At 41.9% G+C, this 13,600-nt stretch carries 10 protein-coding genes; 4 read left to right on the forward strand and 6 right to left on the reverse strand.

All coding sequences use genetic code 11. The annotated features are described in order from the left end of the window. Positions 1 to 104: 104 nt before the first annotated feature. Entirely contained in the window at positions 105 to 2,915 is a 2,811-nt protein-coding gene (locus DFQ04_RS12195; protein WP_133556231.1) for a PQQ-dependent sugar dehydrogenase, read from the reverse strand. 257 nt (positions 2,916 to 3,172) lie between these two features. On the opposite strand from DFQ04_RS12195, the gene DFQ04_RS12200 reads away from it, so the two are divergent. Both DFQ04_RS12200 and DFQ04_RS12205 read left to right on the forward strand, forming a co-directional pair. After that, the gene (locus tag DFQ04_RS12200; protein WP_133556233.1) at positions 3,173 to 4,534 is read left to right on the forward strand and encodes a M20/M25/M40 family metallo-hydrolase; all 1,362 of its coding nucleotides are present in this window, start codon (positions 3,173 to 3,175) and stop codon (positions 4,532 to 4,534) included. Positions 4,535 to 4,682: 148 nt separating this feature from the next. Continuing rightward, positions 4,683 to 6,350: a formate--tetrahydrofolate ligase gene (locus DFQ04_RS12205; protein WP_133556235.1), complete on the forward strand. Its 1,668-nt coding sequence runs from the start codon at positions 4,683 to 4,685 to the stop codon at positions 6,348 to 6,350. A gap of 73 nt (positions 6,351 to 6,423) precedes the next feature. Here DFQ04_RS12205 and DFQ04_RS12210 read toward each other — a convergent pair whose 3' ends face one another. Beyond that, positions 6,424 to 6,870: an Hsp20/alpha crystallin family protein gene (locus DFQ04_RS12210; protein ID WP_133556236.1), complete on the reverse strand. Its 447-nt coding sequence runs from the start codon at positions 6,868 to 6,870 to the stop codon at positions 6,424 to 6,426. A 266-nt stretch (positions 6,871 to 7,136) separates the two neighbouring features. On the opposite strand from DFQ04_RS12210, the gene DFQ04_RS12215 reads away from it, so the two are divergent. After that, positions 7,137 to 8,174, forward strand: coding sequence for a patatin-like phospholipase family protein (locus DFQ04_RS12215; RefSeq protein WP_133556238.1), 1,038 nt, complete (start codon positions 7,137 to 7,139; stop codon positions 8,172 to 8,174). A gap of 41 nt (positions 8,175 to 8,215) precedes the next feature. On the opposite strand, the gene DFQ04_RS12220 is transcribed toward DFQ04_RS12215, so the two are convergent. Together DFQ04_RS12220 and DFQ04_RS12225 are read right to left on the reverse strand one after the other, a co-directional pair. Further along, positions 8,216 to 9,178 (reverse strand): NAD(P)-dependent alcohol dehydrogenase, encoded by a 963-nt coding sequence (locus tag DFQ04_RS12220; protein ID WP_133556240.1) that lies wholly within the window; start codon positions 9,176 to 9,178, stop codon positions 8,216 to 8,218. Positions 9,179 to 9,213: 35 nt separating this feature from the next. Continuing rightward, a complete protein-coding gene (locus DFQ04_RS12225) occupies positions 9,214 to 9,990 on the reverse strand; it encodes a CHAD domain-containing protein (RefSeq protein WP_133556242.1) in 777 nt (258 codons plus the stop codon). 173 nt (positions 9,991 to 10,163) lie between these two features. Here DFQ04_RS12225 and DFQ04_RS12230 point away from each other — a divergent pair, with 173 nt between their 5' ends. Next, positions 10,164 to 10,619, forward strand: a complete 456-nt coding sequence (locus tag DFQ04_RS12230) for a hypothetical protein (RefSeq protein ID WP_133556244.1) — start codon at positions 10,164 to 10,166, stop codon at positions 10,617 to 10,619. A gap of 51 nt (positions 10,620 to 10,670) precedes the next feature. Here the strand turns inward: DFQ04_RS12230 and DFQ04_RS12235 are convergent, their stop codons facing one another. Together DFQ04_RS12235 and DFQ04_RS12240 are read right to left on the reverse strand one after the other, a co-directional pair. Continuing rightward, positions 10,671 to 13,088: a penicillin acylase family protein gene (locus DFQ04_RS12235; protein WP_133556246.1), complete on the reverse strand. Its 2,418-nt coding sequence runs from the start codon at positions 13,086 to 13,088 to the stop codon at positions 10,671 to 10,673. A gap of 78 nt (positions 13,089 to 13,166) precedes the next feature. Next, positions 13,167 to 13,586 carry a rhodanese-like domain-containing protein gene (locus DFQ04_RS12240; protein WP_133556247.1) on the reverse strand — a complete coding sequence of 140 codons (420 nt, stop codon included), beginning with the start codon at positions 13,584 to 13,586 and terminating at the stop codon, positions 13,167 to 13,169. Positions 13,587 to 13,600 lie beyond the last annotated feature (14 nt).

Consider the following 13,600-nt stretch of genomic DNA (forward strand, 5'->3'; position numbering starts at 1 on the left):
CTGAGCCCGAAGGAAAAATGTTGATTCAAAAAGATTTCTTCAGAGATAAGAAATAAAAAAAGCCCAAACCGAATTTCGGTTTGGGCTAGATCTAGCTGATCAGTTTATTGATCTGCTTTGTTTTTGAATTCTATTTCGTTGATACCCATCAGGACTTCCTCGTTTTTGGCATCAGCGTTTTTAAATACGAAGTAAATATCCTGCATACCTGCCGTCGGCTTGATCATTACCTTGGCTCGGTTGGAGTTCATTCTTTGCCATTCCTGCATGCTCACTCCTTGTGGTGGTCTGAACCCTCCTCCGTCTTTTCTGCCAATCTTTTCAGATTGTCCAAGTAGTTCTCCAGTAGGAGATCCAAGGCGGATTTCGACAGAACCTCCCAAGGCTCCATTTCTTTGGGTTATGGATGCCAAAACATCAATTTGAACTATTCCACTCAGGTCAATTCCTTTCAAGGCAAAATGAGAATTGTCACCCGCCATCAAAAAACTTACCCGTGGTGTGGTTAGCAATTGTACCCCTTTTCGGTCAACAGATATTTGTGGATCTACAAAAGGAGATCTCAAGGCAATGAAATCTACTCCATTCAAGGAGCCAATTGATCCTGAACCTTTGTCAGCGTATGCAGCTCTAAGCAAGAAGCTTCCTTGTCCATTTTCACCTTCAGGGATCACTGCAGTCACTTTTCCAGTCAAAGGAAGAGAAGCAATATTAGCCTGCTCATCATCCATTGCAAGAATGTAATCTACCATTCTTCTGGCATCCGCATCGCTCAAGGATGGATGGGCACTCATTCCATGCTCACCCCAAACTCCAGCACCACCATTTTTGATTTTGCCAATGAGGTAGCTCACATTTTCCTCTGAATTCGGATATTTTTCAGCCACTGCCTGGTAGCTTGGACCGATTGATTTTTCCTGGTATTGGTGGCAGGATTTACAATCACTCGCCTCAATTAGGTTTTTACCCAAATTCAAAATTGCGACGTTCTCCACTCCGCTTTGCTTGGAGGCTATCTCGATTGGATCAAAACCTGCCGGAACATAATCAAAGGTTACAGCTACTTCTTCTGTCTTGATCGTGCCATCGCCTGTATTTCCGTCTTCCTTATCTGAAACAGAAATCGCATAGGTCAATTCCTTATCTCCAAACCAGAAGCTCTTATTCATATTTCCAAAATCAATAGCAACCACTGGAGGCTCATTACCTGCTGTGATTTCCAAAGAACTTGAATTGCTTTCGCCTTTCGTATCAGTCACTGTAAGGGTTACTTGGTAGGTTCCGGCTTCGCTGAATGTAAAGCTTGGATTTGCGTCTGTAAGCGTTTGGTTAAAGCCAGCGCCATTGGTGATAGTCCAAGAATAGGTCAATTTACCTTGATCGTAATCATCAAAGTCATTGGTTCCTTCAGAACTGAAATTGACCGTTAAAGGCGCCGCGCCAGAGTTCTTGTCCGCAGATGCAGAAACATTCGGTTTGCGATTGCCTTTATTGTATTCGATTTTGATTAGGCGGGAATTCGCATTTCCACGGAACCAAGCAGATCCGTACTCCAAAATGTAAAGCGAACCATCCGGTCCGAAATCCATATCAATAGCAGAGCTGAATGTTTCATTTGGCAGGAATCTTTCCATTCCGACATAGTCCCCATTTTCATCCATAGAAACCGCGAAAATCCAGCCTCTCATAAAGTCCACTATCAGCCATTTTCCTTCGTAATAAGCTGGGAAAACATAAGGAGCGTCCTTTTTGAAATCAGCTTTTCTGAAAACAGGACCCCCAGTCGCACTTCTTCCTGAGCTTCCCAATTGAGGGAAAACCTCAGAAATTCCATAAGGATAATAAATCATGGCCGGAACTACCGGAGTTGGTAATTCTCTCAGACCGGTATTGTTTCTGGATTCGTTTACCGGTTTGTTGACATCAAAAGGCTCTCCATAGGTGCCAGCATCAAAGTCATGTTTGTTATAAGGGAAATTATCCCCGATGAAATAAGGCCATCCAAAGAATCCCGGTCCTTTAGCTTGGTTGAATTCATCATATCCACGAGGACCCCAAATGGAGTCTACAGAAGCATCTGGTCCCACTTCACCCCAATAGAGATAGCCAGTTTTGCTGTCCAAAGTTGGTCTCCATGGATTTCGATGTCCCATGGTGTAGATTTCAGGACGGGTTTTTTCAGTTCCTTCTGGGAAAAGGTTTCCTTTAGGGATAGTATAAGAGCCATCATCTTCCGGATGGATTCTTAAAATTTTACCTCTCAAGTCATTGGTATTTCCAGGTGCTCTCTGGTCATCATTATTTTCAAATCCAGGACGATCGTCCAAGTTTGAAGAGCCTTCACGAGGATTAACAGTATTATTTCCAACGGTCAGGTATAGATTTCCCTCCGCATCGAATACCATCCCGCCTCCGGTGTGGCAGCATTCCTCTCGCTGCGTAGGCACTTCCAGTACGATCTTTTTTGAAGATTCAACAAGCTCATTTCCGCGAAGCTCCCATCTGGCCAAGACATGTTTGGTGTCTGTTGGATCTGCATAATACATGTAGATCCAGTTGTTTTTTGCATAATCCGGGTGAGCGATGACGCCCATCAAGCCTTCTTCAGCCTCTCTGGTTACACCTTCTTTGTTGGTGTATTTGGTGTTAACCGGAATAGTCGCTACCAAAGTCACTTCTCGTGTCGCCTCATCCAGAATCTTCACTCCACCTTTTCTTTCCACAAAAAGAATTTTTCCACCTGGAAGGAAGGTCATTTCCATAGGCTCATCCATTCCCTCAGTCAAAACGACTTTGGTGAATCGGTTGTCCTCTGGTTTGATAGTAGGGTCATCTTCCGGTTCTGATTTACAAGCCATAACGGCTAGTGTCAATAGCACCGCAGAAATTGATTTCCGTTGCAAAATTTTCCACATAGGATTATCGGGATTTTTTAAACTGGTTTATTTCTATTGTCTCAAGTCTGGACAAAAGAAAATCAATATCCAAAATGTATTTCGGTTTCGGTAAAAATTCAGGATAAATGCCTTATGGAACTGATTGATAATTTGGGTGAAAGGAAATTCTAAAAGGTGTTTATCGAGCAAGATTAAATTCTCTAAAAAATGCCAATCGTAAAAAACTCTCTCTACTCCTCAGATCTTTTTTTAATTTTTACCCAAAGCCAAATCCTATGAAAAAATTATTGCTCTTTCTTACCCTGTTTCCCGCGGTGGTTTTCGGCCAAAATCATGAAGAAAATATCCGAAAAATTTATGATGCGGAATTGAGCTCAGGGCATACCTATGAAAACCTTCGATACCTCACCAAGCGAATTGGTAACAGGCTTGCTGGTTCCTCAGGTGCTGCGGCGGCAGTGGAATGGACCAGGCAATTGATGGAAAATTATGGCTTTGATACCGTTTACCTTCAGCCTGTTATGGTTCCCCACTGGGACAGAGGTGGGAAGGATGTGGTGAAAATCGTCAATTCCACAAAGCACGGAACACTAGAATTAAGTGCACTTGCTTTGGGAAATACAGAAGGAACAGGCCCATCTGGTCTAGTCGGAAATGTAATCGAAGTAAAAAGCATAGCTGAGTTACGAGAACTTGGAGATAAGGTGAAAGGGAAAATTGTCTTTTTCAATGGACCGATGGACCCCAAGAAAATTGACGCCTTTGAAGCCTATGGGGAAGCAAATCCTCAAAGAAGTTCGGGAGCCGCTGAAGCAAGTAAATTGGGTGCCATCGCCACCTTGGTGAGATCACTGAGCAATAGAATAGATGATTATCCCCACACTGGAAATCAGCGGTATAATCCAGATTTCCCCAAAATTCCTGCTTTAGCGATCAGTACTGAAGATGCAGAATTGCTGAGTTCCTTACTTTCAGATCAATCTGACCTAAAAGTTTACATGGAGTCTTATGGTCAGATGAAGACCGAAAAACTTTCCTATAACGTAATCGGAGAAATCCGAGGAAGTGAAATTCCGAAAGAAATTATTGCAGTAGGTGGACACTTGGATTCTTGGGATGTGGGAGAGGGAGCACACGATGATGGCTCCGGCTGTATGCAGGCTATAGAAGTGCTGAGACTGTATAAAGAATTGGGGTGGAAACCTAAGCGGACCATTCGTGCAGTAATGTGGATGAATGAGGAAAATGGCCTTCGAGGAGGTCAGGAATATGCCAGAGTAGCCAAAGAGAAAGGCGAGAAGCACATTGCTGCAATTGAATCAGATTCGGGAGGGTTCCTTCCCATCGGGTTTTCTTCAACTGGTACCGAAAGCCAAAGAGAAAAATTGAAATCTTGGGGAGATTTGTTTAAGCCTTATCAAGTTTGGAATTTGGATAGACCGGGTGGTGGAGCGGATATCGGTCCACTTCGTGATCAAGGCCCGATTCTTATCGGTTTGAAGCCGGATTCCCAAAAGTATTTTATCTACCATCATACGGAGGCAGATGTTTTTGAAGCAGTGGATCAGCGTGAATTGGAGCTGGGAGCGGCTGCAATGGCTGCTTTGGTGTACCTGATTGAACAGGAGGGGATTTGAGTCTTATCTCAGGCTTTTAGGAATTAATTGAGCAGTAATTCCAAATTCCCCAACTTGGTCCATAACCCTGATTTCTATCATCTTTCAACCCAAGAAATATCAAGCAAGACCAAAGGAAATTCTGTTTCCTTTGGAAAAAATATCACCCATGAATGACCTTCAAATTGCCAATTCGGTAGCGCCCTGGCCTATCCAAGACATAGCTGATCGATTACATATTTCCAGGGAACAGATGGAGATGTACGGAAAATACAAAGCAAAAATACCTATCAGTTTGATCGATGAGGAAAAGGTACAGCAATCGAATCTGATTCTGGTTACTGCCATCACCCCGACTCCGGCAGGAGAGGGAAAAACAACGGTTACCATCGGTCTAAATGATGGTTTGAATCAATTAGGAAATTCTTCCATAGCGGTAATTCGCGAACCGAGCTTAGGACCAGTCTTTGGAATTAAGGGTGGCGCTGCTGGTGGAGGTTGGTCACAGGTGATTCCCATGGAGGATATCAATCTTCACTTTACAGGGGATTTTCATGCTATTGAAAAAGCCAATAATCTGCTTTCTGCATTGATAGATAATAACATTCAAAGCAAGACCCGAAATCAAGGATTAGACCCAAGGACTATCCTTTGGAAGAGGGCTTTGGATATGAATGACAGGGCTTTGAGAAATATCCTGATTGGATTAGGAGGGAAAAACGGAGGGATTCCGAGAGAAACTGGCTTTAATATCACGGCAGCCTCTGAAGTGATGGCTATCCTTTGCATGAGCAAAGATCTTGAAGATTTAAAGGAAAGATTTGCCAAAATTTATGTTGGAGACCGATGGGACGGAACCCCTGTTTTTGCAAGGGATTTGAATGCTCAGGGAGCAATGGCAACCCTGATGAAAGAAGCGATCATGCCGAATTTGGTTCAGACTTTGGGACACAATCCTGCGATTATTCACGGGGGTCCTTTCGCGAATATTGCCCAAGGAACAAACTCCATTTTGGCAACCAAATTAGGTTTGAGTCTAGGAGACTATGTGGTTACCGAAGCAGGTTTTGGATCCGATCTAGGGGCTGAAAAGTTTTTCAATATCAAGTGTCGGGCAGCAGGGATTTCTCCAAGGGCGGTGGTTTTAGTGGCCACAATCCGGGCGTTGAAATACCATGGTGGCAAATCATTGAAAGAGCTTGCGGAGGAAGATTTGGTGGCATTGGAGAAGGGCCTACCTAATCTGGAAAGGCATTTAGAAAGCCTCCAAAGTTTTGGAATTCCTGTGGTTGTTGCGCTAAATGTATTCAGCAGCGATACCGATGCAGAGAAACAGCTGGTATTGGATCATTGCCAAAAACTGGGTGTTCAGGCTGCCTTGAGTGAGGGTTGGGCCAAAGGAGGCGCGGGTTGTCTGGATTTGGGGCAAAAGGTGATCGATGCCGTTGAAAGTTGTCCAAATAGTTTCCAGCCGACATATGATTTGGAGGATTCAGTTTTGGAGAAAATCAAAAAAGTAAGTCAAAAGATTTATGGAGCAGACGAGGTGATTCTTTCTCAGAAAGCTCAGATTCAATTGAAGAAAATTGAGGAGTTGGGCTATTCAAATTTTCCTGTTTGTATTGCCAAGACCCAGAAAAGTCTAAGCGATAACGAAAAGCTGAGAGGAAGGCCAAAAGGATTTGCAATTACTATCCGGGAATTTGAAATAGCGGCAGGAGCCGGTTTTTTGGTGCCCATAGCGGGAGAAATTCTTCGAATGCCAGGTTTGCCTGAAGTGCCATCTGCGGAATCAGTGAATATCAATTCTGATGGGGTGATTTCTGGCTTATTTTAATTCGAGTTATACCAAAAAGGAAAACCCCGTGCAGCCAATGCCGGGGTTTACCCTATGATTAAAAAATATCCTTTCAGACTACTTCAATGGCCTTTTTTGCTTTAGGCATATTCAATGCTTTTTTAGGTAGGATCAGGTTCAAAATTCCCTTTTCGTACTTAGCATCAATTTTATTTTCATCGACGTATTCTGGAAGTGCAAACGATCTCCTGATGCTGGAATAGGAAAATTCTTTTTTCATGTAATTGTCCTTTTCCTCTTTCACCTCATTCTTTTTCTCAGCGGAGATGTTAAGAACTCCTTCCACCACCTCCACCTTGAAATCTTTCTTTTCAAAGCCTGGAGCGGAGAGTTCCACCTTAAATTCATGATCATTTTCAATGACATTGGCAGAAGGGATTTCTGCGGATTTTTCCATAAATCCGAAGTTTTCTTCCAACTCAAAGGGATTTTCTGTGCCAAAAAAATCCTGCATCATTTTTGGCCAGAAGCTTCGATTTTTTCTAACTAGAGTGCTCATGGCTGGTAATGTTTATGGTTAATACTTTATTTACTCTCCTAATTTCGCTCGTAAAAGCCTGAATACGAATGACAAAAGTCACATGCTGAATTGATTTTCTGGTAGGAAAATCGGTCTTTTCAGGAAAGTTTTCAGTTGTATTTTTCTTGAATGACTGATTTTCATCTTTTGGACTTAAAGTTGAAAAAATAAGATTTAACTGAGGTTTTTTCTTTGGAAATCAGGAGATTATCGCTTAGCTTGGATTACTTTTAAACTCAATTTTTATGAAGAAGATTAGAATTTTATCCATTGATGGAGGGGGAATTCGGGGAATATTACCCGGGACAATTCTTACCTACCTTGAAAAGAAAATCCAAGAGCTTTCTCAAAATCCAGATGCCAGAATCGGGGAGTATTTTGATTTTGTGGCAGGCACAAGTACGGGAGGAATTTTGGGTTTGATTCTGCTTTGTCCAGATGAAAATAAGAAATACAGATTCTCTGCAAGCGATGCCCTGAAACTCTACTTGGATCAGGGTGATGAAATATTTGACGTCACCTTTTCAGACAAGATCAAAAGGGGAGGAGGCTTATTTGATGAAAGATATTCAGAGAAGGAATTGGAAAATGCGCTCAAGAATTATTTTGGGGAGCTGAGGTTGAGTCAATCTTTGAAACCTTGTCTGATTACAAGCTATGATATCCGAAACAGAAAAGCTCATTTTTTCACCTCATGTGATGCCAAGTCCGATATCAATGATTTTTACTTTAAAGATGTGGCCAGATCCACTTCCGCAGCGCCAACCTATTTCGAGCCCGCTCATATTTATTCCATTTTTGGCACTCCTCATACCTTGATTGACGGAGGAGTATTTGCAAATAATCCGGCATTGTGCGCTTATTCTGAATGCCGAAAACTCAATTTCAAAACAGAACTTTCGGATGAGAAAAAACCGGTAAAGCCTTCGGCAAAGGATATGCTGATGGTTTCCATTGGTACAGGTTCCGTGAAAACTCCCTATTATTTCAAGGAATTTAAAGATGCGGGTTTGATCAAGTGGGTTCAGCCGCTGATCGATATCATGATGAGCGGAAACTCAGAAACTGTAGATTACCAACTCAGAAAAATCTACGGAACTCTTCCAGGTAAGAACAGCGAAGACTACTATCGGATCGAGCCCCTGCTTCAGAATGCAAGTTCTGAAATGGACAAAGCTGACCTACCTAATCTAAAGGCACTTCATGAGGACGGCTTGCTTTCCGTGCAAAAATTCCAAAGCCAATTGGATGAAATAGCAGCAAAACTAGTCAAGCATCATTAGTGATAAAAATGGGCTTTTTAGCCCTAAAAAAACATTGAGAATTAAATTTCCAGAATCACATTTCCAATCTTTTTGCCTGAGGAAACATAGGTAAAAGCCTCGCGGATTTGGTCCAATGTGAATCTTTTCGGGTCAATCAAAGGCTTGAATTTTCCTTGCAAGTATAGGTCTTGAACCTTTTTCATGCTTTCCTGAATATCAGTGGGAATAGGAAAAATAACCTTTGGTTTTCCCAAAAAAGGTGTTCCCATGGCTCTCCAGAGGTTTTCCCAGTTAGGGCCTAATTCCGAAGAAATGTAAATTCCATCAGGTTTGAGGATTCTTTTGCAAAGGGAAAATCTACTTTTTCCCACTGCATCAAATACAAAATCATAGTGGTGATTTTCTTGTGTAAAATCCTGTTTTTCTATTTCAATTACCCGGTCGGGTCCTAAGCTTTTCACGAGTTCAGCATCTTTTTGAAAGCAAACCGCTGTAACTTCTATTCCCATAGATTTTAGGATTTGGATGGCCGCTGAACCAATAGCTCCAGTTCCTCCATTGACCAAAACCTTCATTCCTGCTGATAGATTCACTTTATTGATAAAGTTGACAGCATAATGAGCTCCTTCGGCACAGGTTACCATTTCAGCAAAATCGATGGAATCTGGGAATTTCAGCAAAGCATCCTTTACTGGGTAGCAGGCAAATTCAGCATGAGTCCCTGCTCCATTGTCATTGAATCCCCAAACCCTGTCTCCTTCTTTGAATTCCTTGACTTCTGCCCCAACTTTTTTGATTATCCCGGCAAAATCTGTCCCCGTAACGGGCTTTTTGGGATTGGGAAAACCCGCAAAAGCCCGCATGGCATAGGGTTTTCCGGTAAGGACACCCATATCTGTACGGTTAACTGTGGTTGCCTTAATTTCCACTAAAACCTCATTTGCTTTAGGTTCAGGAATGGGGATTTCCTTTAGTTGAATTTCATCGGGAGAGCAATAGTGAGATCTATAGGAGGCTTTCATTGGAGTTGGTCTAGTATTTTTTAGAATTAAAGATTTTACTGAAGAAGAGCCAATTTGGTTTGGATATCCTGTAAATAGTTGTCTGATTCTTTGGTCATTTGTGCAATGAAGCGATTAAAAATTTCCCGCTCAGATTCTGCTATTTTTTCTGACAAGTTTTGATTTTTTACTCGCTGAAGAAATACATCCCTATCGTGCCAGGCTCCTAAGAGTTTGCTCAGCTCTTCCACCTCGGCAAAATGGATGGGTAAGGTGTTCTTCCCTAAAATCTCCAGTGCATATTGATAGGTTTTTAATTTTTTCCTCAGCAAATGTGCATTGCTAAAATCTATTCCATCTGAAACCAAATGAAGGATATCTTCCCATTGCCCTTCCAGAAAATAGGAGAATTCAGAAGGCTGAATTTTCTTAAGATCCTTTTTGATCAGCTTGAATTTCTTTCTGATTTTTTTGGAACTAGAGTAGGTTCTGATTTTGAAAAACTCATTTCTCTTTTGCTGGATTTCCTTTCCCAGGTCTTTTTTCAAAAAAGGAAGCTGATCTAGAACTTTGTCTTCAGAAAGCAGATCTTTTTCAATTTGGAGCTCCCGGATTTCCCCTGCTTTCCTGAAAAGTTTCAGAAGCGGTTTCTTCAAGGCTTTTCTATCAAAATTTTGATCTGTTGCTTGGATAATTAGGAGTAAGGTGTTCATCTTTTTTACCTCTACCCGGAATCGGTGAAAAGCTTTTTGGCTAAACTTTCTTTTGGAATACCTCAGCAAAAAATTCAGGGACTTTTTTCTGGACTTGAAATATTTCAAAAGAGATTGCATGAACGGGGTTTACGTGAAAAGGAATGATCAAATTAATTTTTTTCATCCCCAAAGTCCAGAATTATCTGAATTCAAATTGGAAGTCCTTGATAACAACCAGTTTTCTGGGTGACTTTCATCATTTTTTAAGAAGATAATTTAAGGTAGACTTGAGTAACCAAAATCCCAAAGCCATGAAGGATGCACGAATTCCCAAAACCAGTATTCTCGAAGCTTGTATCAAAAAACAAGAATTGATTATCGCGGATTTCGAAAAAGAAATTGAGATCATTCGGGCTGAGATTACGACTCGGGATGAAACCGAAAGTCAGGAAACGAGCAGGGCGGCAGGGCAGAATGAACTTCTGGTAAGAATGGAACATGAGTTGACCTTCCTCCAAAATGAGCTCAATACTTTAGAAACCATAAACCCGGAAAAAGTTTGCGAGAAAGCCGAGTTTGGGGCAGTAGTAGTGACGGACCAGAGAATTTTCTTTATATCAACTTCCGTGGAGTTGGTGGAGGTAAATGGGACTTCACTTTTTGGGATTTCTTCCAAGGCTCCCATATTTCCAGCTATGAAAGGAAAGAAAAAAGGGGAGTCATTTGATCTTGCAGGGGTCCATTATGTGATTTTGGATCTTTATTGATCAAATGGGGAAAAAGTAAGGCCCAATTTCTTGGGCCTTTTTTCTTGTTATTTATTTTGATCCGGGGGAAAGTAGATTTCTTTGAAAAGAGGAATTTTGAATTTTTTCTTTTGAAAAAGGAATAGTCAGGAACCTGTCTTCTGCCCAGATCGGGAATAAATTTCCATAAAAAGGGCTTTCCGGATTGCCTGATTGGCCTGGGGTATTGATCCCTAGGGTTTTCTCCCAATCTCCTGTGTCCACTATTATTCGAAAGGAGGCTCCTGAACTGTTATTGTCTCCATAAGAATTTGCACCAGGAGTATAGCTATAACCGCCTCGAGGTACTGGCCCATGATTTAATTTCTTTTCCCAATCTGAAGAAACTGCAGCGCTCAGAGGATGGCGAATAATAGCATGCTTGTAGGCTTCCTGTCCGTATTGCCAAGCTGATAAGTTATTTCCCAATTTTATCTTAAGCGAAGAAATTGCCTCTTCAAAGCTGGATTTGAGCCAATTGTTTCTTTCTTCCTCGGCGTTTTTAGCAATTATTAGACCGGGATTTTCTACCCATTGGATTACTCGGGTCATAGATAGACTTCCAACTAGGCTCCGGATTTTCTCCGGCACAAAAAGCTCTGAAGCTTGGTTTCTAAGGGTTCTTTCCCACATCACATAGACGCCAGCCGGGATTGAGTTTTTATCCAATACAAAATCCCATTTCAAAATCACTTGTCTCAAAGAATCAGCCTGAGGGTCTTCGAAGGTTATTTTCTCCAAAAAAGGAATCAATTTTCTTGCAGGAAGAGATAAATAGTCGTTCTGAAGCGCACCCATTTCTTCTATTGAGAATTTTTTGTTTTGGCTTAAAACTTCTTGGATTCTTTTTGCCCGGAAATCATCTGCCCACTCGTATCCCAAGGCATCTCCGAAGGGATAATTTTCCGGAGCCACATTTTGATTGGCTGTCGCAATAAATCCTCGATCCGGATTGTATTCATGAGGTTTTTCGGCAATGGGGAGATACCCATCCCATTCCTTGCTTCCATCTCCCAAAGTCGCCACCAAACCAGAAAAACCCCTTCGAATTGGCGGGATTCCAGTGGCTTGCCAGCCGATATTTCCTGCCCGATCAGCCCAGATCATATTTTCCCCAGGAACAAAATTCAAGGTACAGGCGGCCCGAAATTCCTCCCAGTTTTTTGCCTGGCCCATACTTAAGCTTGCCAAATAAGGAGCTGCTCCTGGTTCAAGCCAAGCGCATTGCATGCCAACTGCTTTTCCCAATTCGGTATCTACAAAGGTCACAGGACCATGGATGGTATATAAATGTCTGATTGGAACTGGGTTCTTGCCTTTAACCTGAATGGTGTCGTATTCAATTTTAAAGTTTACCCATTCACCCTTGTAGAAATATTGATTAGAGTCAGAAGGATTGAGTTCATACACCCGAATGTCTTCGAAATCCGTGCTGAAAATGGTAAGTCCCCAAGCACCAAAATCATTGTGGCCAATGGAAACTCCAGGGATTTCTGGTTCTCCTCCTCCTATCACATTCCAGCCTGGAGCATTGAGATGAACCCAGTATCGTAGCGATGGTACGGCCTGAGCGCGATGGGGATCATTTGCCATAAATGGAAATCCACTTTCTGTTTTTGATCCACTGATTACCCAGTTATTGCTTCCATTTGCAAATTCATCTGACCTTTCGGTGAGGTCCTTTTCTTCCTTCAAAAAGGATAAAGCCTCTTGAAATTCTTTTTCCTCTTTCCTGAATTCGGGCTTGATATCTTCCGGGTAAAAATCTACGGAATTTCTAAAGGCCCGATATGGACCAAGAATATCCTTGAAAAGCAATTCTTTTGGAATCGAGGGATCCAAATCAAGGACAGGATCATTTGGATGAAAATTGAAGTATTTCTTTGTTTCTTCTGATCCGATTAGACTTACAATTCTGCTAAAATTCAATTCATTGGTTGCATTCCCTAAAAGCCCCTGATGTCTTGAAATGACCACCTCCCAAGTCCAAGGCTCTGGCAGGATTCCCAACATTTGAAATTCAATCGGAAGATTTTCCGGATTGGATCTAGCCTCTGAAATGTATTGGTTGACTCCTGCCACAAAGGCATCCACAATCATCTCCCCCCGGGGGTGGTAGTGATTTAATTCCTTTGATTTTTCTCCCCTGAATTTAAAAAGTCTGACCCCAATATCTCGTTTTAGCTCTCTTTCGCCAAGTATTTCGGACAATGTACCGGTAGCCTGCCTTCTCCAGATTTCAAATTGGAAAAGACGGTCTTTTGCAGCCATGTACCCTTGAGTGAAAAACAGGTCATGCTCGTTTTGGGCGAAAATGTGGTTGATCCCGATAGAATCCCGGAATACTTCCACCTTTTCTTCCAGTCCCTGAATTTCAACTTGAGATTTTGGATCAGCACAGGATAAAAGGAGAATCAAGATCCCCCAGAAATAGATCGATTTAAAGTTCATAAACAGGGTGATTGAATTCCCCTTAAGCAATAAACCTATTCCTAAAAAATCAAGAAGAATGGGATAAATGGAGGAAATTTATTCCTGAGAAATGGGAAGTCCGTTTTGATACCAAGCTTGAATCCCACCTTGCAGATGGTAGACTTTGGTGTATCCTTGCTGGATTAGTTTCTGTGCAGCATCCTCACTTCTCGCTCCAACAGCACAATACAGATAGATCTCCTTGTCCTTGGGATATTCCTGGACTTTGTTCCAAAAATCTGGCTGATAATAATCCATTGCCACAGATCCCGCGATTTTTCCTTGTGCGATTTCGGCAGGGGTTCTTACATCAATGATTACCCCATTCGGACTTTTTTCCAGAAACTTTTGAGGAGAAAGATTTACTACGGCAGCTTGGGTAGAAACTGTCTCAGTTGTTTGGGATTCGGTTTTATTTCCTGAACAGGAGCTTAGGGCAATAATAATGGTAAAAACTGGAGCTAGGATTCTTTTCATAATTCTGGATTTTC

Source organism: Algoriphagus boseongensis, from assembly GCF_004362805.1.
GTDB classification, from domain to species: Bacteria; Bacteroidota; Bacteroidia; order Cytophagales; family Cyclobacteriaceae; genus Algoriphagus; species Algoriphagus boseongensis.